Origin of the sequence: Streptomyces sp. NBC_00988, assembly GCF_045162645.1 — a bacterium.
GTDB lineage: Bacteria > Actinomycetota > Actinomycetes > Streptomycetales > Streptomycetaceae > Streptomyces.
This window is the reverse complement of record NZ_CP108730.1, coordinates 12272598-12294366: the sequence shown is the minus strand read 5'-3', so window position 1 is coordinate 12294366 and position 21769 is coordinate 12272598. Positions and strand designations below refer to the sequence as shown.

Here is a 21769-nt window from a genome sequence, read left to right as displayed (position 1 = left end):
GGTTGGGGTGTTGAGACGTGGGTGATCGTCAACTGTCGTGTGGGCTGGGTGTTTTCACTGCTCGGGCATGGCGATGTCCCGGCGCGGTGGTCGGGTTCTCCAAGGTCTTTCGGGTTGTGTGCGGGTAGGGGTCTGCTGGTCAGTCGGCGGGACGGGGCAGTGTGGCGAGGCGGTTGAAGGCGGTGGTGAGTTCGTGTCTCCAGGGCCAGGTTGCTGATATCCGCAAGTGCAGGCGTCGGCCGCCGTGGGTGAGGCGTGCGGCGACGTGCAGCAGCCGGTAGCGGAGCTTCTTCGGCTCGGCGGTGGCGAGTTCGCCGTCCAGCAGGAGGACGCGGGCCCATGCGAGCAGGTCGACGTCCTGCGCTCCACCACGGTCCGCTCGGCCGCAGCCCCAGCCGCCGGCCGCCTGACCGCCGACGGGGCCAGTCCGGCGACACTGCCGGACATCGTCACCTATTACCGCTCCACCCGGCCGCTGCGCCTGGTGGTCACTGGTGCCGCCGGGGCCGGCAAGACTGTGCTGGCCCTGGAGCTGTTGTTGGCCCTCATCGATGGCCGTAGCGACGACGAACCCGTCCCCGTCCGTATCCCACTGTCCCGCTGGGACACCGAACGCCAGTCCCTGCCCGAACTGCTCCAGCATCGGCTGACCGAGGCCTACGACTGGCCCGCGGACCTGGCCGCCAGCCTCGTCCGCCACCACCTCATCCTGCCGGTCCTGGACGGCCTCGACGAGATGGACCCTCTGGTCAACGGCTCCCCGGATCCCGCCGCGCCCCGCGCCACCGCCGTCGTACGGGCCCTCAACCCCTACCAGCACGGCCGGGATGCCGGGCCTCTCATCCTGACCTGCCGCACCCGCCACTACGACGCCCTGACCTCGAACACCGGAGTCCTGGACGCCGCTCACATCGCCGTCGCCCCTGTCGATACCGACGGCGCCCGGACCTACCGCACCGACCGCACCCTCGATGCCGCCCGCTGGCAGCCCCTGCTCAACCACCTTGCCACCCACCCTGGCGGGCCGCTGGCAACCGTGCTGTCCACCCCCTGGCGGCTCTGCCTGACCGCCACCGTCTACCACCACGACGGTGACCCCAGCGAGCTCCTCGCCTTCCCCGACGCCGACGCTCTGGACCGCCACCTCCTGGCCCGCTATGTCCCCGCCGCCACCCGCACCATCCCCAACCCACGCGGCTACACGCCCCAGGACGTTCACCGCTGGCTCCACCACCTCACCATCCACCTCGACCCCACCGGCGCCCTCCCCGCCACGGCCACCCAGGGCGCGGAGGCCACCGACCTCGTCCTGCACGAACTGTGGTCCCTCGCCGGACGCACCCGCGTCCGCACCACCGACGCCTTCCTCACTGTCCTCACTGTCCTCACCCCCCTCCTCCTCGTCTCGACGGTCCCACAGTCGCTGGCTCGACCGTTCGCCGTCCTGATCAGCGTGTCTTCCGTGTTACCCGGAGTTCTCGCCATTGCAACTGGCAGCCCCAAGAGTCCGTCGAACCCGCTCAGGACCCCTCAAGGGCGCAGGGAACTCGTGCTCATACTCACGGGCATGCTCGGGCTTGGGCTGGCGCTCGCCTTCTGGTTCGTGGTCGGGCTCCAACTCGGAATCGCGGATGGGCTCGCGTACGCGCTCTCGCTCGCGTTGGGGCTTGCGGTCGGACTCACAGGCGGGCTCGCGCGGGAGCCGAGCGCAGATCTCGGAGCACGGACCGCCATCAGGACGGACGCCCTGGTGGGGCTTTCGGGTGGGCTCACGTTCGGGCTCGCGGTCGGGCTCGCGGTCGGGCTCACCGCCAGGCTCTCGGTTGGGCTCACGGGCAGGCTCTCGCTCGGGTTGGCGAGCGGGCTCACCACCGGGCTCGCGGCCGGGCTCGCGTTTTATGCGCGGGCCTCGTGTCGGTATGCGGTGTTCCTGCTCTGCTCGCGCCGGCGTCTGCCGTTCCGGCTCGGCCGGTTCCTGGACTGGGCCGTCACCGCAGGGCTCATGCGCTACAGCGGCCCCGCCTACCAGTACCGTCACCGTGAATTCCAGCACTGGCTACGCCAGCACCCCCAGCCCCCATCCGTGCCTTGACGACACAGCCTCTGCCGAGGCCTAGCCGAAACGTCAGTCCGGAGTGAGCCTCCGTGTGGGAAGGCGTCGTCATGACGCTCTTGAGAACAGCGCGCCATCAAGTCCGCCAAGTCACCGCCCCGACCCGCGAATAGAGAATGTGACTCAGCTTCCGAGCGTACGGTGGCGCGGGACGGCGGCGGCCAGCGAATAGGCCCGTGCTGACAGCGGGCTTCGCGGTCGCGGCCGTCGCCGCACCCAAGGAGTGGTGGTCTTACGCCTGTTGGAAGAGCGGGGAGAGCAGGCCGTCTCCCGGCCAGAATTCCCGCTCGGCTACGAGCCCGGAGAGGCCCATGTCGACCTCGGCCAGGACGGCGGCGCGCTCCTGCGGCCCGTAGACGATGAACTGGTCGGCTGTGGCGTCGAAGACACGCACGTGGCTGAGCGGACCGACGCAGACGAGGGCGCGCGCGATCTCGGCGAGGCCGAGGCTGAGGGCGTCACACCCTGCGGTGCGGACGAGTTGCACGAGGTCGGCGGTGACGTGCTCCCAGTCGCCGACCGTCGGCCAGTCGGCGCCGCCGCCCAGTTCGTGGGTGAGAGTGGACAGCGGGACGATCTCGCCCGGCCAGCGTCCCTGGGTGAGGCGGTTGTGGATCTGCGCTCCGTCGGGCTGTCGCACCCGAGGGTGGAGCAGGGAGGCAGCGGCTACCAGGGTGGTGTTGATCTCTTGGGTGCCGACGCCGAGGTAGTACGGCTCGTGTGCGAAGAGCAGGTAGACGTCCGTGGTGCGGATCTCGTCGTCGGGCTGGTCGTGGGGCACGGGGAGGTATTCCTTCGGCCGTGACGCGCCGGGCTCGCGTCGAGGTGTCGGCCGTTGCGCCGGTTCGAAGCCGGGCGGGTAAGGGCGGCCCAAGGGGCCTTCGTGTCCGCGGGGCTGGTCCTCTGGGCCGGAGCGGGCCTCGGCGCAGGTGCGCTCCAGGATCTGGGCGACTTGGTCGGTGAGCTGGACCATCAGCCGCTCACGGTCGATGAGTTGAGACGAGACCGAGCGGGTGTCCTGGGTCTGGAGCAGACCGGCGGTGTCCCACATCAGGTCCTGGCCGATCTCGGCCGAGCGGCGCAGTGCGTGGTGGTCGTTGTCGGCGGCGGCCTGGACGAGGTAGGTGTGCAGGGCGGCGAGGCGCTGCAGGTATTGGCAGGCAGCGTCTCCTTCGACAGTGCGGAGGTGTCCGGCTGCCCGGTCGTCGAGCCGGTCGGGCAGGTATTCGGCGAGCAGCGGGGCGAGCAGCGCCCCTGGCAGCACAAGGTCGGCGGGGATGCCGTGGCCGAGGGCGGATATCGCGGCGAAGAGGCTGATGACCACCACGACCACGGCTGAAAGCCGCAGGGAGGCGGGGCTCGTAGAGGTCAGCGCGACGCCTGGTCAGCCAGCGCACGGCGACTCGCTGTGTCAGCGTCGCGTCCGGGGGGAGCACCCCGATCTGCCAGGGGCGCTCGGGCAGGGTGCCGTCATCGGGCACGTTCCAGGCCAGCCACCCCCACCTGGTGCGCTCGTACACGATCGCCGGCTCGCAGGTGCTGGTGCACCCCGTGTCGGAGCAGACGTGGCCGAACTGCACCGCGCGGGATCGTTCTTCCTCCCACCGTTTCGGATCGCGGGCAAAGGGGCGGGCGTGGTACTGCGGCACGGTCCAGGTTGCTGGATCGAACGTGTCCGTCATGAGGTGCTCGCTTCCAGAGGGGCGGTCAGGGTGGTGGAGCAGGTGGCGCAGCGTCCGTCGCCATCGGGACGGGCGCGGCGGGGAGTGGGGCCGGGGCAGGTGCGGCACAGCGGCCAGCCGAGGCAGGCCGGGCAGAGGTCCTCACCGGGGGCGGTGCCGGGCCTGCCGCAGCCGGCGCATTCGACGAGGGCGCGGTGGGTGAGGGCTTCGCTCACGGTGCTCGCGGCGGCGGGGACGGCCGCCCGGGCGTCCCGAGTGGGTTCGTCGTGGTGGCCGGCCGCGGTAGCGGATGGGGGGTAGGCCTGGGCGGCGTGGAGGCGGGCGGCGATGATCGCGCCGACCGTGGTGCGCACCGGGTGCGGCAGGGGCCTGCCGGTGATGACGTGGCGCAGCTGCTCGCGGCTCCAGCCGGCCTCCAGCATCACGGTCGCGACGCGGCCCTGGCCGGTCAACGCCTTCCCGGTCAGCAGCAACTCGGGGCACGCCGCCCCGAGTTCGAGCAGCAGTTGGATCCCCGGATGCATGTCATCCGCCGCGGGCGGCGCCGACGGCGACGTCGGTGGGTGCGGCCGGTCCGCCCGTCCCGCTGTCTGCGGCGCTTCGTCGCGGCATGGACGGAGGGGTCTGGTGTTCTGCTCGTTGGTCTTCTTACTGATGGTGTTCTTAGTGCGGGGATCAGCCAACGTAGGCTCGGCCAATCCTGGAAAACCCGACTCTGGTGGTGAGCTGGGGTTGTGCAGGGCGGGCAGGTCGGTGATGACGTACAGCGCCTGGCCGAGCGTGCCGTCGGGGTTGCGCTCGCGGGTGCGGCAGAGGAATCCGTTCCGCTCCAGCTGGTGAAGCCCCGTGGTGACGGCGTCGACGCCCTCGCGGCCCCGGCGCACCAGTTCGGCGACGGTGACCTGCCAGCCGTCCCGGTGCGTGGAGACGTACCCGAAGATCCCCTTCGACTTGAAGGACAACTCGCTGTCCCGGAACAGGCCGTTGGCGGCCTGCGTGAAACCGTCGGCCGCCATCACCCCCCGGCGGACTCCTGCCCCGAAGCGGCTCACCGTGATGTCTTCGAGGTGGACCGGGTCCGGTGTCCGGGGCAGCGCTCCGAGCCCGCCGGGACGGGGCGGGTGGCGGGCCCGGGTGCACGGTCGTGCGTGTGCTCCATGGCGTCAGCTCACCGGCCGGCCCCGACCAGAGCGGCGGCCATGAGCCCCGACCATCGGTCACGATCCGGCAACGCGGCCGCCCGGCTGCCGTGGTCGGGCTCATGGTCGGGCCGACCACGCCCCGTCAGCCGGCCACGCGGTCGCGCCGGGATCCCGGTTGCGCAGCCGCGGACCGGCGTTGCGCAACCGGGCTGCGCAACCGGGCTGCGCAACCGGCCGGGGATCGTGCGCAGTCACCGCGTGCGGTGTGGCTGCGCAACCGGCCCAAGAATTCTGATCTACAGCTGCGCAGGGTACGGGCGGCGCACTGCGCAGGAGCCTGACGAGGTCCGGGTGATCTCTGTCTGCGCATCGGTGTGTAGGGGCCGTTGTCCGTGGGGCGCGTGGTCGCCCGGCCCCGGCCCGGGGACCGTGGGCGGACACGATGACCATTCCCCGGTCAGCCCGTGGTCGGGCCGGTGGCCGGCCCGACCATGAGCCCGACCACGGGCTTCGTGTCTCCATCGTGACCGTGGTCGGGGTCTCGTGGTCGGTGGTCGGGTCGGGGTCGACGGGTTTCCTCAAGTCAGCAAGCACACCTTCTGACCTGGGAGTTTGACCATGTCTCCTGGCAAGCAGGCCTCAGAGAGCGAGGCCCCTGTACCGATGGCGGCCGGCGCCCGGCTGGAAGCGATGCGGCGCCGCGTGCGCCTCTCGCGCCTGGCGGTGTGGACCGTCATCGCGGCCGGCCCGATCGCCCTGGCCGTCGCCGTCGCCTCCACCCCCACCACGGTCGAGGCGGCCACCCCGGCCACGCCCACCTCCGTGCGCACCGAGGCGGCTCCCGCCGAACCGGGCGGCTATGCACAGGTGTTCGTCAGTGCGTGGCTGCGCAGCAGCACCGACGACGCCACGAGTGCGCAGGCCCGTCTTGCGCACTCACTCGCGCCGGACGTCGAGCTGCCCGACCCGGCCGCGGATGCGCAGCCCGCGCCCCAGTCCGTGACGGCGGTACGCAGTACGCAGCGCGCCGGCGGCGCGTGGTCGGTGACGGTGGCTGCGCAGTACACCGACGGGTCGGTGCGCTACTACACCGTGCCGGTTGCCGTCGGCAGTGCGGGCTCCTCGTTCACGGTGACCGGTGCGCCGGGCGTGGTGGCCGGTCCGGACCACATCGAGGCGGCGAAGTCGCCGTACGGCGTGAGCGTCCCTGACGGCGATCTGTCGTCCGCGCTCGGAGAGTTCTTCGCCGCCTACCTGACCGGTTCCGGAGAGGTGAGCCGCTACCTCGCTCCCGGCGTGACACTGTCGGCCGTCTCCCCCGCCCCCTACACGGCGGTGTCCGTCCAGCAGATCTCCGCCGCCGAACAGACGGCGGCCGCCGAGCAGGTACCGGCCGACGGCACGACGGTACGTGTCCTCGTCCAGGTGGAGGCCCGGGACACCGGCGGCCGGTGGCCGCTGGCATACGAGCTCACCCTCCGGGCCCGCTCTGGCCGGTGGGAAGTTGCCGCGCTGGAATCCGGAGAGTCCGGAACCGCTCAGATCGGCGGTGCGCGGTGAACACGGTGAACACGGTGCACAGCGTGCTACTCGCCGGGCTGCTCAAAGACTCCGGCAACAGCTGGATCAGCATGTTCAAGGAGTGGGCGACCAATGGCCTGCAGGCCGGTCTGGTCTGCCTGGTCGTCGCGACCATGATCCAAAAGTTCAGTCTCAAAGCCGGGATCGGCGCCCTGCTGCTGATGGTCATCGCGCTGGGGCTCTACAACTCCCGCAACGACCTGGCGAACATGTTCCAGGACGAGGTGAAGAACCCGTCCAACGGCGCACCCACCGTCCCCGCCATCGTCCAGTCCCAGCTCCCGGCCGTCCGGGACCACTCGCCCAGTACGGAAGACCGGCTGTGACCGCGGCCGCTCCCGCGCGGGTGGGACGCTTCTACACCACCGCCCGCCGCCACCCCTGGGTACTGGGCAAGGTCGCCGACTGGCGCATCCCCCTCGGCCCGTACACGCCCGCACAGATCACGCTCGCCGTCATCGGCGGCTTCCTCCTCGTCAAAACCATCGCGTGGTGGTCGTGGACGGGGCCGGTCCCGATCGCGGCCTGGCTGCTGACGATCTGGACCGTGCGCCACCCGAAGATCCGGGGCCGCGCCCCGATGCAAGCAGCCCTGGGCTGGCTGCTGCTGGGCCGACAACCACGCGGAGGACGGATCGGCGGCCGCGCCGCCCGCGACCGCGCCGCGCACCCCCTGCTCGGCGGCTTCACCATCGAAGACACGCCCACACCCGCTACCGGCGGCGCACCGTCTCGCGCGGCTGTACAGCGCACCACCCGGTCACCGCACGCGAGCACCGCTGCCGCCCGCTCCTCTGCACGCCGCCACACAGAACCGGCTGCACCGGTGGGTCCGGTGTCGGGTGTGCAGCAGCTGCTCTCCCTGGCCGCGCAGAGCGGGGATGTGCGGTGAGAGTGCCGGCCCACGCGGACCTGAACTGGGCGAACATGACCCCTCCGGCGTTCAGTCTCTTCGACTGGGAGGACTGGGGTAACGCGCCACTGGGGTTGGATGCGGCCTCCCTGTGGGCGAGTTCCCTTGCTGCCCCGGCTTTGGCCGATCGCGTACAGCACGAGCGCCGGTCCGACTTCGAAAGCCGGGACGGCAAATTGATGACGTTGTTCGCTTGCTCGAAGATCCTCGGTCCATACGCGCATCCGGAGGATCCTCGGCTGGAACCCGCCCGATGCATGGTCGAGCGGGTTATCCAGGAGCTTCAGGCTGGCTGACCGCGCAAGTGGTCTTGCAGGAGACTCCAATGCCCCCGGATCAACCGCTCTGCGGCTTCGCCATCGAGTTCGTCGAGATAGGCGGGTTCATCGGTCTCGCGGTGACGAAGCCGACCCGCGGGAGGTAATAGACGGCGCTGAACGCCGCCTTTGTACGGGAGAGTTGGCTACCGACACAGAGGATGCCGGCAGCGCTCCTGGCTGCAGGGCCCCTGCACCGCCTGTCTTCGATGGGCGCGGCCAGCCTGCACGACCGCGTCCGCCCGCGTCAGTAGGTGATGGCAAGCCGCACGGAAGGCCGGTCGATCACGGCCGCGTCGAAGAGTTCGCTGTCCGGTGTGTCCGCGGGGTACGCGGGGTACGCGGTGATCGTGGGTTCAACGGTCCTGGCCGGGCTCCAAGCACAGATCTGCGTGCAGATCCGCTCGGCGAGATCAGCGCCGGCCGGGCCGTAGCCGACAGCTCCGAGTCGGAACCGAGGTTCGGCACCCGGGTCTTCGGCGGTGCGCTCCAGGGTCAGGTACGCGAGCGAGTCGCCCTCGACGAGGGCGGGACTCAGGGCGGGTGAGGCAGGACGGTGAAGGCCGGCCTCCATCGCCGCGGGCTTCGCGGTGATACGGCAGGTCGCTCGCTCGGTGGCGCTCAGGCGCAGCCATACACCGTCGAAGGACTCGACGGGGCCGACCATCGCGTCGGTCCAGACGACCGACTTCGGTCGGGTGAGGGCGTCGCGCAGGAGTTCCGGGACGATGGGTTGGTCCTCGTCCCAGTAGAGCCTGACGAGCCGGTCGTCGTCGATGTAGTCGTTCCGCTCTCCGTCCTGGCCGATCACCGGGAGGAAGCCGCACATCTTCACGGAGTCGGACGTCATCCGGTCCTTCTCGCGTCGGAACGCCACGGACCGCGACAGCCCGCGCCATCGCAGCGGGACCACGAGGCGTCCGCCGACGGCGAGTTGGTCCCACCAGGTTCCGGGGAGGTCCCACATGCCGACGGCGGCGATCATGCGGTCGTAGGGGCTGAACTCCTCGGCGCCGAGGGCGCCGTCCCCCGTGACCACGCGAACGTCACCGTATCCGTTCGCATCCAGCATCCGACGGGTGTAGGCGGTCACATCGGGGGCGATGTCACACGTGGTGACCTGCCCCGACGGTCCGGCGAGGTGTTTGAGCAGGGCGGCGTTGTAGCCGGTGCCGGCCCCGATCTCGAAGACGTTGTCCCCTTCGCGGACCGCGAGTTGGACCAGCATGAAGTGCACGACGTCGGGCTGGGAGGCGCAGCTCAGCGGGAGTGCGTCCTCGTCGGGGTTCTCCTTGATCGTGACGCTCTTGTTGGCGTACGCCTCCTGGAGGGACGCGTCGGGGAGGAAGGCGTGGCGGGGTACGGTCCGCATGGCGGTTTCGATGCGTGCGTCGCGGAGGCCGGAAGGGTCCTGTTGCAGGATGGCGTCAACCAGGCGGTTGCGCAGGTCCTCGGGGGAGGCGCCCGTGTCCGTGTTCATCGCGTCCTTTCGGAAGGTGCCCGGCCGTGCGTACGGCGCGGGCAGAGCGTACTCATTTGCTCTGGTGTGCGGGTGTCGATCGCGACGTCATCCAGCGAGAAGCAGGCAGTGGTCCCAGGGGACCGAGACCGCCGTATTGACGGCGGTGGTGAGACGGACCAGGTGGATGCCTGCCGTGCCGTCCATGAGACCGGCTCCATGTGGTAGTCCGTTGTGGTCCAGGTGCTCCTCAAGTGGGGCAGACGCGCCGCGAGTTCGTCGTCGATGGCGTCGGCGGCGGCACGGGAGACGGTCTGTACGAGCCCCGCCCAGCCGTGGCAGAGGGATGCGTCCGTCAGCTGGGCGAGCTGCCGATCGTCGGCCAGGCATCCGGAGAGGGCCTGTTCGGCCTGACGTTGCCGGTCGCGGTCGCCGAGGGCGAGGCCGGCGAGTTGTTGGGCGCGGGCGATGCCGGGGGTGCCGTAGCACCAGGACGGGCGTGTCGGTCCTGGGCTCTGGAGCTTGCCGCGCCGGTGTTCGTCGCGGGTGATCAGGCCCGGCCACCAGGCACGCGAGCCGGTGCCTGTGCGCCAGCGATCCAGCCAGTCGCAGATCCGAATGATGGCTCGCGTTTGTCCGGGCACCGTGTGACCGCGGCGCAGAGCCGTGGCCAGCAGCGCAAGTGGTCCGGTGATGCCGTGGGCGACGCCGAGGTTGCCGTGCCCGCCAGGCCATCGTGGCGAAGGTTTCAGATCGGGGCTGTCGCTGGTCCACCAGCCTGGCAGCGGCTGCGCGTCGACGGTGATCGGTTCGGTGAGTCGCACCAGGTAGGCAAGGGTGTCTCCTAGTTCCGCCTGGTTGCTGCGGTGCAGGTGGTACGCGCCCAGCCCGGTCAGTCCGCTGATGAGGTCGTACTCGCCCAGGGTAGGCAGGGCACCGCGGTCTATGCGGGTGTGTGCCTGCCCGAGGCGGTGGCGTGTGACATCGGCGAGGTACCTGTCCAGGGTCGCCAGGGAGCGCTCAGCGGTGTTCGTGTGCGAGAAGCTGAGGACGTAGGCAACAGCTGGGGCACCCTCGTAGAGTCCGCACGCTTCGGGGACTGCCTGGATCGGGCCCTTGAGCATGGCGGCGGCCCACGGCCGGAGCGCGTCCGGGTCCCCTTCACCGGTGTGCGCGCTGACTGCGTGCAGCAGGGCGACTCCCGCCGCGCCTGAGTACAGCGATTGGCCCCAGCCCGACATGGTGGGTGTCGGCAGCGCGTCGTTGTTCATCGGCTGCTCTCCCCCGGCCAAGCGGCCCATGCGACGGCGGACTGCCGTGCGAGGCGCCGGCAGATCCTTTCGTCCTCCCGATCTACGCCGCGCAGACGGTTGTGGTGCATGTGGAGGAGAGACTCCAGGACGGAGTCGAGGTCCATGCTCTCGGTAAGGCGTTCGCGGTATAGCGCCAAGGCAACGGCGCGCCGGTGCCACGCCTGGGCGACCGCGTCGCCCCAGCCGCGGGCACGTGGCGTGCTGCGGCGAACGAGGTCGATGGCCTGGTCGCTGGCGTCTCGTTCGACGTGGGCGGGAGAAGCAGGGCGGTTCGTCAGCCACCGCATGCCCTCGTCGGGGCCGAGCAGGGCGCAAGCGATATCCACCATGCCGGCCGCGGCCAGCGCGCGACCGTCCATGCCGTCGGTTCCCAGGCTCTGTAGGGCGGCGAGGACGTAGGCCGAGTCAGCCGCGAACACCGTCTCGGCACTGCGCAGGGCGGCGCCTCGGCCGTAACGGCCGATCTCCGGGGTGTACGTGTCGAACACGAGCCTGCTGCTGAGCCCCTCGCGGCCCAGCCCGGCGGCCCATCGGGCGACCAGCTCGGTGCAGGTGGTGTGCTGCCCGGGGCTACGGGTGCGGATGCGCAGGCGCAGGTGGTCGAGGTCGTGCGGAGCGCGGTAGCGGACGAACCACCACTCCGGTGCGTCGGGGAGCTGGGCCACGAGCCCCGCGAGGTGAGTGCCGGTCAACTCCTCGAACTGGTCGGGGTGGGTGTAGATCTTGGCGTTCAGCCAGGGTGCCTGCCCCGACCCCGGTACGGGTCCGAGGGTGCTGTTGGTAAGCACGGGCAGAAAGCCGGAGAGCGGGTCGGGGGCCGGTGGGTGAGTGCTGGTCAGCGGCAGGGCGCTCTCGTGGACGTGGCCGCCGATCCAGCCGTAGCTCTCCTCGGGCGGCGCCTCTGTGAGCACGGCCTCGCCTTCCCGGTCCAGGTGGGCACGCAGGACGGCGGCGTGGGCCGGCACGTCGAGCTGCAGCCGCCGTGTCCGGTCGTCCTCCCTCAACTCGACGGCACCGTGGCAGTGCCACCGCTTCCTCCACCGGCCGAGGGCGTCCGCCCACTCCCCCGTGTCAGCGCCACTGCCCGGCAGCGCGTCGGCGGTGAGGTTCCAGCGGCTGGGAGAGAGGATCACCCGCCTGTAGCGGACGTGCGGCAGGAACGGCAGCCGTGCGCCGTGCGGCCCCCAGTCGAAGCCGGTCCAGGCAGGGCCGAAGGCGCGGGTCAGGTGGGCAAGGAAGCGGGCAAGGGGCGGGGGTTGCTTGTCCAGGGCCATGGCGTGGAAGACCTGCGGCTCCACCACACGGCGGCGGGAGATGCTGACCAGGTAGAGGCGGGTGTGCGTGGCCGTGACTGCGAGGTCGTCGACGTCGATGAGTGTCGGCGCAGTGTCGTCGAGGCCGCGGTGCTCGCCCAACGGGATCACGTGCGGGAGATACGCGGGGACGCGGGCGACGTTCTCGGTATGCGGGTACAACGGCGGGAAGGACAGCTGCGCGGTCAGCGCGTTCTCGACGCCGGCGGGGAGTCGACGGTACAACTCGTCCAGTCCCGTGCCGGTGGCTACCGGAGTGAACCGGGAGGTGAGCGTTCCCGCGGAGCGTGCCGGTGTCACCGTGAGCATGAAGTTCCCGCGCTCCAGGGTGGACAGGCTGTCGGCGTGGAGGCGCGCACACATCTCCACGTGGGGCGGTGCCTCCTGCCAGGTCGGCCCGTCGTCGGCAATGCGGTCGATCAGTTCGTCGGTGAGGACGATCTCCCTGCTGCCGTCGGCCAGTGCTTGCCAAGCCAGTGCCAGCAGCCTCTCGTCTCGCCCGGAGAGCTCCGGTAGCGGCGCGGTCATACGGCTGCCGGGGTACTCGGCCGGGTATCCGAGCCCAGCCGCCGGGTCGACGACCTCCTTCACCGGCACGAGGGTGCCGGTGCCGTACCGCTCCCAGAATGCGACCTGGTACTCCTTCCATACGCCCTGGCCCGTCGGCCGACGCGTCAACCGCAGCAGCGCGTCGGCCGCCCTCTCCATCTCTTGCGCGACGCTCTCGGGGATCCGCGCCTCCGCGTCCAGCACCAGATCGACGGCCAGAGGGCTTCGGCCCGCGTCGGAGAGCCGGCGCAACTGCGCTGCCAGCGCCTGCCGTTGGGGCTCCTGGCGGTTCGCAGGCAGTCGGTTGTGCTCGTGTATGGCGCGTTGCACCGCTTCGAGCTCGTGCAGAACCTGTGCGGCTTCGGGAACCGTGTCCGCGTCTGCGCCGTGCAGCCGCGCGATCAGGTGGGCGAGCGGATCGGTGTCCGTCATCGGCGCGCGCAGGTTGGTAATGAGGAACTTCTCGCGTACCAACGTGCCGAGCAGGGCGCCGATGGTCTTCGGCTCAGTTCGGGGGAAGGAGGCGGCCAACTGCTCGGCGAGATCGGCGAAGCGGACCGGCCCGTACGCAACGTCCTCGATCACACGGACCGCGCTGGTGCGTCGGACGGTGGCCCCCATCGGTCCGCCGTGCGGAACGTGCAGGCGTCCGCCGCGATGCACCGCCAGGTTGTTCAGGACCACGTCCAGACGCTCCAGCAGGGCGGGGCACGCCTCCAGACGGACGATGACGTCGTCCAGCCACTCGGTGTCCACCCGCGCCACAGCCCGGTGCGTGTCTCCCCATCTCGCGTACGGTCTGGAGCCCACGCTGACCGGGGCCACCCCCGCGAAGAGGCCGAACGGAGTCGGCCGCCCCGCGGCGCGCAGCACGTAGCGGACGGTGGCCATGGCAGCGCGCCGGACCTGCTTGGGGCGTGCCAGCTGTCCGGCGCAGATTGCGTCGACGCGCGTGGCGAGATCACCGCTCGTCTGCCGGACTGCGTCGGCGAACCGCGCATCGGCCCACACCTGCATCAGCCACCTGACGCACGCGTCCGTATCGGACGGATCGGGCCACCATCCCGGTAGATCGGTCAACGGCATCGCGGCGGCCCGGAGCAGGGCGGTGCCCGTGTGCTGGTAGAGCTTTCCGTCGCTTCCCATTTCCGGCTCCTCCGCCATCAGTGCTGTGAACTTGCGGGGTCGGGAGCGGCAGCGCTCCCGACCCCGTACCCAAGCCGCCGTTAGACGGCGCTCGCGCAGGACGAGGCACAGGACGGCTTACATCCGTCACCGGTGCCACATGCCTTGGGGAGCAGGTCGGAGTCGATCTCCGTGACGATGGTCAGGTCGATGTCGAATGGGTCGGCCGGCAGCTTGAGAACGGCCGTCACAACAGACGCCTCGGTGGTGGCGGTCGTGATCGGGCTGAGCGTGGTTGCAGTCATTGCAGTTCCTCTTCTGTCGGGATGATCCGAACGGTTCGTTGTGCTGCCCGGCCGACGTGCGTCATCGACCGTCTCCCAGCTGGCATCGGCGACATACCGCCGTGTGCTGGCCACGCTGTGGTCGGCGGCCTTACCGAGCGGTTGAGTCGGCCTGAAGCGCGGTTCCGGTGTTGCCACCGGCCCGTCTCTCCAGACCGCTCTCCGAACCCGGCGTACCCGTCTCCGAGTACCGGGCTCTCCACAGTTCCCGCCATCGGGCTGATTGTCAGGCTGTGGGCCAGGGGCTGGGGATCGTGTCTCCCCGGTAGCGGTACCGGGTGATCGCCGGTGTCCGCGCCAGGTTGATCAGTTCGACCCCGTCCGCGGTGATCGGCAGCCATGACCCGTGCGGGCCGAGGAGCCGACTGCGGACGTCCTTCCACGACCAGCGGTGCATCGTCTTGAGCCACATGATCACGCGATGCCAGAGGAAGGCCCCGAGCATGCGGAACGTGTGCTTCGCGACGGCATGCCGGAAGTAGTTGGCCCAGCCGCGCATGATCTGGTTGAGCCGGATCAGCACGTCCCTGGGGTCAGCCTGTGACGTCCTGCGGGTCAGGGCACGGATCTTGTCCTTCACCGAACGGATGGGCCGCGCGGCGATGAACGCGTAGACGTACCACTTGTTGCTTCCTCGCTTGCGGCGCCGCCGGATGCGGAACCCGAGGAAGTCGACCCCGTCCTCGATGTGCACGATTCGGGTCTTGGCTGGTGACAGCCTCAGCCCCAAGAGTTCGAGCACGGAGGCTACTTCGTCCTGGAGGGCCGCCGCGTCCTCTGCGGAGCCATGCACCATGATCGCGAAATCGTCCGCGTAGCGGACAATTCGCCAGTTGGGCAGGCCGTGCCGACGGCGCTTGCGGCGCGGGTACTGGCCATCCATCCGCCCGCCGGGCAGCCAGTCGCGGTGCAGGTGCTCGTCGAGCGCCGACAACGCGACGTTGAAGATCAGCGGGGAGAGGATGCCGCCCTGCGGGGTGCCGGTGTGGGTGCCCCTTCGCTGGCTGTCCTCGCTGAGGATGCCCGACTTGAGGAACGCCTTGACCAGCGCCAGAACACGCTTGTCCTTGACCCGTTTCCGCACGGCGTCCATGACGGCGCAGTGGGAGACGTTGTCGAAGGCCGCTTCGATGTCGGCGTCCAGCACCCAGTGGTATCCCTTGGAGCCGAAGCGCTGGATCTCCGCGATCGCGTCCTGAGCCCGCCGCTTGGGCCGGAACCCGTAGGAGACCGGCAGAAAGTCGGCCTCGAAAATGGGTTCGAGCACCAGCTTCAGTGCGGCCTGAACGGTGCGGTCGGCCACGGAAGGAATCCCGAGGCTTCTCACCTTTCCGGCCCCGCCCGGCTTGGGGATCTTGCGCTCCCTCACCGGCAGCGGCCGGAACGCGCCGGACTTCACGTCCGAGCGCAGACCGTCCAGGAACCCGGGTGTCCCGATGTCCCGCTCGACGTCGGCGACGGTCATGCCGTCCACGCCGGCGGTCCGGGCTCCCTGGTTGCCCGCGACCCGGTCGAACGCCACGATGAGCGTCGCCGGGTCGTGAACGAAGTTGAACAGGTCGTCGAACCGGCGGCCGGGGTCGGCCACCGCCCAACGGTGAAGCTTGGCCTGCATCTCCAGTACCCGGCCGAAGGCCCCCACCGGGGAATCTTCTTCCGAAGCGCCGCCGTTCGGCGGTGCGTCTTCTGGCATTACAGCCTCCTTCCCTTCATGGAACTGCTGCCGCCCTTCCCCTTGCGCCGGGCTCTCCCCGGCTCCGAGTACTACGGCGGCTCCGCCCCCTCCCACACCGGTCGACCGACGGTGGGTCCAGCCTCGAACTCCGCGCTGGTGTCGCGGACTTGTGGCGGATGCGGGAGGGTTCCCGTGTTCACTGCTGACCGTTCGTCGCAGGAGGTGCCCGACTCTGTCCCGGCGGCATCGCCACGGTTACGCCGCAGACTTTCACCGTGACCTCCCGGGCCTGCAACTCCAGACCTGCCCGGAAGTTCCCCGCCTTCCTGACTACGGAAGCGGTTGCGCGCCGCCATCCGGCCCGGATCTACCAGGTTTTTGAGCCGGTGACTCATTACGGGACGTAAACGCCGGTTCCTCGCGTACACCTCTGCGTCTCGCTCGCCGGACCCGACCCATCTGGCAGTGCTGGGCCGTCCCGGCTTTGTCACGGCTGCTCTCGCCCTCCCCGACACCTCTCGGTTCAGGCTGCCGTCAGCTACGCTCGCCCCGCTGCGACGGGGCTCGCGGCGCAGGTCTTCCACCTCCACTCGGTCAAACAGCGCTTTCCACGGCGCACGAAGCTGTCAAGTCAAATGAGACGGTTTGAGGCTATGTGTTCTGTCGGGCGGGTTCTGTTTCCTGTTTCGGTTCGTTGATCCAGACCTGCTCGGGTATGGCGGGTGGTTCGGGTCGGCGCGCGAAGCGTGCGGGATGGCGGGCGTATGCCTCGGCCAGTGTCGCGGCTCGTTGTTCACGGACCAGGTCGGCGGTTCCGAAGTGGACGGAGGCGGGGGTGTGCAGGCCGATGCCGGAATGACGGTGCTCGTGGTTGTAGTACGAGATGAAGCCCTCGCACCATTCCCTCGCGTGGGCAAGGGAGTTGAAGGACTCCGGATACTCGCCGCAGTACTTGATCGTCTTGAAGTTCGCCTCGCTGAAGGGATTGTCGTTAGACACCTTCGGGCGTGAGTGCGACCGGGTGACCCCGAGGTCGATCAGCAGCTGGGAGACCTTCTTCGAGGTCATCGAGGTACCGCGGTCGGCGTGCACGGTCTCGGGCACGATCCCGTTGCGCTCGATGGTCTCGCGTATCAACTCACGTGCCCGCTCGGCGGACTCGGCGCGCTCGACGGTGAACCCGCAGATATAGCGGCTGAAGATGTCGATGATCACGTAGAGGTGGTACCACTCGCCTTTGTCGGGGCCACGGAGTTTGGTGATGTCCCAGGTCAGGACCTGGCACGGGGCGTCTGCCCGCAGCTGCGGGACAACCTTGGCGGGATGGGCGGCCTGACGGCGGCGCTCGCCGGACTGCCCGGCCGCCGCGAGGATGCGGTACATCGTGCGCTCCGAGCACCAGTAGCGCCCGGCGTCCAGTTCACGCGCCCAGACCTGGGCCGGCGGCAGGTCTGCGTATTCGGCCCGGTTGAGCAGGGCCAGGATCTGGGCCCGCTCGGCGGCCGACAGAGCCGAGGCTGGTGTCGGGCGCGGTCTGCGCACCCGGGGCACCGGATGCCGGTGACGATAGTGGGTGGCGCGTGAGCGTCCGGTCAGCCGGCAGGCAGCGGCAATGCCCAACTGCCCCTGCACACCGGTGAACGCGTCATCCACGACCGGGTCGGCGGCATGCTTCAGTCCGCGCTCTCGGAGAGCAGTTCCAAAAGCGCGTTGGCTTTTCCCATGACCTCCAGCGCGGCATCGCGGCGGGCCAGGTCCCTCTCCAGCCGCGCCACCTTCGCGCGCAGCCGCTCCAGCTCGGCCTGTTCGGCCGCCTTCTTCGGCCGCACCGCCGAGGTCCGCCGGTCGGTCAGCGCACCGAGCGCACCGGCCTCGCGGGCCTGGCGCCACTCGATGATGTGCGAGTGATACAGCCGCTCACGGCGCAGGACCGCGCCCTTCTCCCCTGCTGGGGCGGCGTCGTACTCGGCGACCATGCGCAGCTTGTACTCGGCGGTGAACGTGCGTCGCTTCGGACGCGGTGCCGGATCCGATCCGGAACTGGTGGGGGTGGTGCTGGCCATGCCGGGCTGTACTCCTGTCTCGCCTATCCAGGCTAACCCGACAAAACGGGTGCCTCAGCCGAGGCTGTCAGAGAGGGCCGGTTCGCGGTGATGATTCGGCAGCCCACGTCGTCCCAGCAAGCCTGCTCGATGCGACGGGAGGAACGCACTCCCTTGCTGTAGCAGTACAGGAGCAACGCGATCAGGCTCGCGGGAGGGTAGGCCATCCCGCCCCGTCCGTCGTCACGGTAGCTGTTCTCGAACGCCGACAGGTCAAGTAGCTCGACGACGTCGAGCACCTTCCAGCACAGGTGCTCGGGCGGCAGCCAGTCCTGCACATCCCGCGGCATCTCAAGATCACGTTCACGGTCGCACGACAAGAAGTTCCGCCCCACCAGCCAAGACTCGGCCGTCAGTGTCAACTCGACCAGCGAGGTGACCGCGCCGTCCGCGCACAGCACCGCGTCGCTCAGCTCGAAGAGCGCATCCGCCCGGCTGTAGAGGCAGTCGTAGAACTCGACACGAAAGTGGGACAGCGCGCTCATCGCGGCGTCAGCTGGACCTGCAGAAGCCAGACTCTTCACAGCGGCCGTTCCTTCACGCGACGTTGCTCGACACATCGAAGCGTGAAGAACGGCCGCCCTGCTGTCCCACGAAGAAGCCATGATCAGCAGGTCGGGTGACCCGGCGAGGTTAAACGCCAAGCTAAGTCCGGGCTTCACCGGTCGGCGGACACCCGAGACGGCACACATACGGTCCCGTCGGCGCGGCCAGTGATCACGTAGTGCCCGCACTCACGCGTAGACCGGCCATGCCCCGTCCAGGCACCTGGCGAGGAACCCAAATCTGCTTCTGGCACGGCCACTTCACCTCGACCGCACCCTAAACATTCGCCCAGACATCGGGGTTGCGTCCATGGAGAAACTTCACTGCCGAGGCACTGCCACTACATGAGCGAGCCGAGGCCCCCGGAGACGTAGCGCGATGTCAGGGGCGAGAGGGACACATGGGACGGCGATGTCCCGATCCACTCGCCCCGAGGTGGAGATACTCGGGGACCACGACCAGACGCTCAGCTACTGGTCAGCTTCTCGATGTGCGCAACGAATGCATTCCCGAGCGCACGCGCGAAGGCGCCATCCACACGATCCGGGCGGTAGCTGACGCTAAGTTCTGCCCCTCCGCCGGCCTCTGGCCGCACTTCGGTGACGAGCTCGGTCGGCAGGCCGAACGGCAGCGGTCGGAAAAACTCGGTTCGCGCACCGGCCAGATGCAAGTCGGGGATCGCGTTGTTCTGCAACGCGAACATGTTCTGGAACAGCGGTGGGCGCGTGCCGCGTGGCGGGTTGGCCAGCTGCACCACCTCGCTGAACGGGACGTCTTGGGCCGCGAACGCGCGACGGACCGTGCCCGCGACACGCCGCAGATCGTCGATCTCGGGAACCTCAGTCGAAAAACGCATCCGTATGCAGAGCACGTCGATCAGGCAGGACACAGCGCTCTCCACGCGGATGTCCCCACGCAGTGCCACTGGCGTTCCCACGCCGAAGTCACTCGCCCCGGTGAGCTCCGACAAGGCCCTTCCGTAGGCAGTCAGCAGGACTGTGAACGGAGTGGTTCCATGCCGCCGCGCCTGCTCCTCGACTCGCTGCATGAGGTACTCGGGGAGCGAGGACCTCTGACAGCGTGGTGCGGACGAGAGGCCGCCGGACGCGGGGTACGGAAAGTCCAGTGAGGGAATCTCAGCGAGTTCGGACTTCCAGTGTGTGCACTGCTCTTCCCATACGCCGGAATCGCGCGGGGCCAACTGAACCTCGGCCATCTGCCGAAGGCCAGGGGCTGGGGGGCCTTCCGGCCGGCCACCCACCCGAAGCGCTTCGTACACAGCCGAGAGATCTGCCGCGAGTATCGGTTCGGACCATCCGTCGGAGGCTATGTGGTGAACGACCACGGACAGGAGGTGCGCCCTGCCTGCACCGACGGTCACCAGGACGACCCGCCAGATCTCACCCTGCTCCAGATCGAAGGGCCGTCCCATGGCCTCCCGCAGGGCTGTGTGGGCCGCGTCCTCAGTGGCTGCCTGTAGCAGGACGACATCCGGCGCCGGAGTGTCGGCCGGCTCCACGACCGCCTCACTCTCCAGTCGGTACCGGGCACGCAGAGCCTCATGTCGGTCGTGCACATGGCTTACGGCTCGGGCCAGCACGTCGGTATCGACCTCGCCCTCGACCCGCCAGCCCATCGCGCAGTGGTCGGTGAGATCGTCGGGATCGAGCACATGCCTGATCAGCTTGTCGCTCTGCTGCCGGAACAGCGGCAATGTCTCCCCTTCCCGCCAAGTCGGCAACGGTTCGGGCTCGGTGTGCGACTGCTCCAGCCACTGCGCGATTCCCGCAGGGGAGGGGGTTCGGTAGAGCTGGGAGAGCGGGAGCGACGGATACTTCTGATCCTGGAACGCGGTGCGTACCCGGCGTTGCAGTGCGATTGCCAGCAGAGAGTGGCCGCCCCAGGCAAAGAAGTCGTCGTCCGGGCCGAAGGCGTCTCGTTCCAATGCTTCGGCGAAGAGCTCGCAGAGTACGGCCTCGTTCCCCGATCGGGGTGTCCCCGTTCCGGTCGTCGACGGCGGCGAAGAGGGCCGGGCCACCTCCGGCAGCGCGGCGCGATCGAGCTTGCCGTTTCCCGTCAGCGGCAGTTCGTCCAGTACTCCGACGACCGAGGGGATCATGTAGTGAGGCAGTAGTTCGGCCAAGAACTCGCGCAGGATCCCGATGTCCGGCACCGCGTCGGCCCGGGGCACGACGTGGGCGACGAGCATCGAGCTACCGTCACGCGACTCCCTGACGGAGGCCGCGGCCTGCCTGATCACGGGATGACGCATCAACGCGGTCTCCACCTCATCGAGTTCGATGCGGAACCCCCGGATCTTGACCTGGCTGTCCGCTCGGCCGCAAAAGACCAGCAGACCGTCTGGGCGCATACGCGCGAGATCGCCTGACCGATAGCCACGCACCGGATCACCGTTGTAGTCCTCAAGTGTGACGAAACGTTGTGCGGTCAGCTCGGGCAGCCCTCGGTAGCCGAGGCTCACCCCGGGGCCGACCACCACGATCTCACCCGTCTCCCCCGGCCGCACGTGGCGCAGGTTCTGGTCGACGAGGAACATGTCGAGGTCGGGCAACGGCCGCCCGATCACGCTTTCGCTCCTCGCCACGTCCGCCGTAGTGACGTGATGGTAGGAGGTGTGGACGGTCGTCTCAGTAATGCCATACATGTTGACCAGCGCGGGCACGGCAGTTCCGTACTTGTCCGTCCAGGGTTCGAGTTCGGCGAAGCGCAGGGCTTCGCCACCGAACACCACCAGGCGGAGCGGCACGTGCCCACCGTGTCGACTGTCCTCCGCCAAGAGCTGTTGGAACGCCGACGGCGTCTGACTGAGGATCGTCACCTTCCGCTCGTCAAGCAGCTGCCGAAAGGACACCGGGTCCTTGGCCACCTCGTCGGGCACCACCACGGCGCACCCACCGTGCAGCAGCGCACCCCAGATCTCCCAGACCGAGAAATCGAACGCGAAGGAGTGGAAGACGGTCCAGACATCGTCCTCGGTGAACTCGAAGAGGGGCAGGGTGGTGGAGAACAGCCGCAGTACGTTCCTGTGGCTGACCTCGACTCCCTTGGGACGGCCCGTCGTGCCGGAGGTGAAGATGATGTAGGCCCGGTCATCCGGTGCGAGCGTTCCGGGTACGAACGCGGGGGCGTCCCGGTCGTCTTCCGATTCCTCCACGAGACAACAGGAGAGACCTTCCGGGAGCCGACTGGCCAGGGAACGGGACGTCACCACGACGGGCGGCGCGGCGTCCTCGAGGATGACGGCATTCCGCGTCATGGGAGCGGTCGGATCGAGGGGCAGAAAGAACGCTCCCGCTTTCAACACGGCAAGCGCGGCCACAACCATCTCGACGGACCGTTCGAGGAGAATCCCTATTGGACGGCCGTTCGCTTCCGTGCTGCCCGCTAGGTCCGCGGCCAACCGGTCGGACCAGCGGTCCAGGTCGGCGTAAGTGACACTGCGCGTTCCGCACATGACCGCGACTCGGTCGGGGAATCGGGCAGCGCTGGCGGCAAAAGCTTCCACGAGAGACCGTGGTGTGCTCGCACTTCTCTGGTCAGGCACTATCTGTCCACTTCTGCTCTGTCTGCGACG

At 69.0% G+C, this 21769-nt stretch carries 15 protein-coding genes and 2 pseudogenes; 5 read left to right on the top strand and 12 right to left on the bottom strand.

The annotated features are described in order from the left end of the window. Positions 1–139: 139 nt before the first annotated feature. Positions 140–322 (bottom strand): transposase, encoded by a 183-nt coding sequence (locus tag OG496_RS55120; RefSeq protein ID WP_405976887.1) that lies wholly within the window; start codon positions 320–322, stop codon positions 140–142. Between OG496_RS55120 and OG496_RS55115 the strand changes: the two genes are divergently transcribed. Then, the gene (locus OG496_RS55115) at positions 266–2092 is read left to right on the top strand and encodes an NACHT domain-containing protein (RefSeq protein ID WP_405976500.1); all 1827 of its coding nucleotides are present in this window, start codon (positions 266–268) and stop codon (positions 2090–2092) included. The genes OG496_RS55120 and OG496_RS55115 overlap by 57 nt on opposite strands. A 253-nt stretch (positions 2093–2345) precedes the next feature. Here OG496_RS55115 and OG496_RS55110 read toward each other — a convergent pair whose 3' ends face one another. Beyond that, complete coding sequence (locus OG496_RS55110; RefSeq protein WP_405976499.1) at positions 2346–3440, bottom strand: hypothetical protein; 1095 nt, start codon at positions 3438–3440, stop codon at positions 2346–2348. A 351-nt stretch (positions 3441–3791) separates the two neighbouring features. Continuing rightward, a pseudogene (locus OG496_RS55105) lies at positions 3792–4841 on the bottom strand (hypothetical protein); the annotation flags it as partial. Between the two features lie 714 nt (positions 4842–5555). Between OG496_RS55105 and OG496_RS55100 the strand changes: the two are divergent. The 4 genes and pseudogenes from OG496_RS55100 to OG496_RS55085 form a co-directional block, all read left to right on the top strand. Beyond that, positions 5556–6497, top strand: coding sequence for a conjugal transfer protein (locus OG496_RS55100; protein ID WP_405976498.1), 942 nt, complete (start codon positions 5556–5558; stop codon positions 6495–6497). A 5-nt stretch (positions 6498–6502) separates the two neighbouring features. Further along, entirely contained in the window at positions 6503–6844 is a 342-nt protein-coding gene (locus tag OG496_RS55095; protein WP_405969059.1) for a hypothetical protein, read from the top strand. Continuing rightward, positions 6841–7410 (top strand): hypothetical protein, encoded by a 570-nt coding sequence (locus OG496_RS55090; protein WP_405976497.1) that lies wholly within the window; start codon positions 6841–6843, stop codon positions 7408–7410. The genes OG496_RS55095 and OG496_RS55090 overlap by 4 nt, the downstream gene beginning before the upstream one ends. Before the next feature lie 2 nt (positions 7411–7412). Beyond that, positions 7413–7727: pseudogene (locus OG496_RS55085) on the top strand (hypothetical protein); the annotation flags it as partial. A 268-nt stretch (positions 7728–7995) separates the two neighbouring features. Here OG496_RS55085 and fxlM read toward each other — a convergent pair. From fxlM to OG496_RS55040, 9 genes are all read right to left on the bottom strand, one after another. After that, on the bottom strand, positions 7996–9228 hold the full coding sequence (fxlM, locus tag OG496_RS55080) for a methyltransferase, FxLD system (protein ID WP_405976496.1): 1233 nt from the start codon (positions 9226–9228) through the stop codon (positions 7996–7998). Next, entirely contained in the window at positions 9225–10478 is a 1254-nt protein-coding gene (locus OG496_RS55075) for a lanthionine synthetase C family protein (RefSeq protein ID WP_405976495.1), read from the bottom strand. Before OG496_RS55075 ends, fxlM begins: the two co-directional genes overlap by 4 nt. Then, positions 10475–13528, bottom strand: coding sequence for a lantibiotic dehydratase (locus OG496_RS55070; protein WP_405976494.1), 3054 nt, complete (start codon positions 13526–13528; stop codon positions 10475–10477). Before OG496_RS55070 ends, OG496_RS55075 begins: the two co-directional genes overlap by 4 nt. Positions 13529–13608: 80 nt before the next feature. Further along, positions 13609–13812 (bottom strand): FxLD family lanthipeptide, encoded by a 204-nt coding sequence (locus OG496_RS55065; protein ID WP_405976493.1) that lies wholly within the window; start codon positions 13810–13812, stop codon positions 13609–13611. 265 nt (positions 13813–14077) lie between these two features. Continuing rightward, on the bottom strand, positions 14078–15544 hold the full coding sequence (gene ltrA / locus OG496_RS55060; RefSeq protein WP_405976492.1) for a group II intron reverse transcriptase/maturase: 1467 nt from the start codon (positions 15542–15544) through the stop codon (positions 14078–14080). Between the two features lie 633 nt (positions 15545–16177). Next, a complete protein-coding gene (locus OG496_RS55055; protein WP_405976886.1) occupies positions 16178–17158 on the bottom strand; it encodes an IS3 family transposase in 981 nt (326 codons plus the stop codon). A gap of 41 nt (positions 17159–17199) precedes the next feature. Then, positions 17200–17589 (bottom strand): transposase, encoded by a 390-nt coding sequence (locus tag OG496_RS55050; protein WP_405971769.1) that lies wholly within the window; start codon positions 17587–17589, stop codon positions 17200–17202. 32 nt (positions 17590–17621) lie between these two features. Further along, positions 17622–18152, bottom strand: a complete 531-nt coding sequence (locus OG496_RS55045; RefSeq protein WP_405976901.1) for a transposase — start codon at positions 18150–18152, stop codon at positions 17622–17624. A gap of 488 nt (positions 18153–18640) precedes the next feature. Then, on the bottom strand, positions 18641–21700 hold the full coding sequence (locus tag OG496_RS55040; protein ID WP_405976491.1) for an amino acid adenylation domain-containing protein: 3060 nt from the start codon (positions 21698–21700) through the stop codon (positions 18641–18643). Between the last annotated feature and the right edge of the window lie 69 nt (positions 21701–21769).

Bases quoted from the DNA above. Each gene is read 5' to 3' on its own strand.
- OG496_RS55100 (WP_405976498.1), top strand. From the start codon at position 5,556: ATGTCTCCTGGCAAGCAGGCCTCAGAGAGCGAGGCCCCTGTACCGATG.
- fxlM (WP_405976496.1), bottom strand. From the start codon at position 9,228: ATGAACACGGACACGGGCGCCTCCCCCGAGGACCTGCGCAACCGCCTG.
- OG496_RS55075 (WP_405976495.1), bottom strand. From the start codon at position 10,478: ATGAACAACGACGCGCTGCCGACACCCACCATGTCGGGCTGGGGCCAA.
- OG496_RS55070 (WP_405976494.1), bottom strand. From the start codon at position 13,528: ATGGGAAGCGACGGAAAGCTCTACCAGCACACGGGCACCGCCCTGCTC.
- OG496_RS55065 (WP_405976493.1), bottom strand. From the start codon at position 13,812: ATGACTGCAACCACGCTCAGCCCGATCACGACCGCCACCACCGAGGCG.
- ltrA (WP_405976492.1), bottom strand. From the start codon at position 15,544: ATGCCAGAAGACGCACCGCCGAACGGCGGCGCTTCGGAAGAAGATTCC.
- OG496_RS55050 (WP_405971769.1), bottom strand. From the start codon at position 17,589: ATGGCCAGCACCACCCCCACCAGTTCCGGATCGGATCCGGCACCGCGT.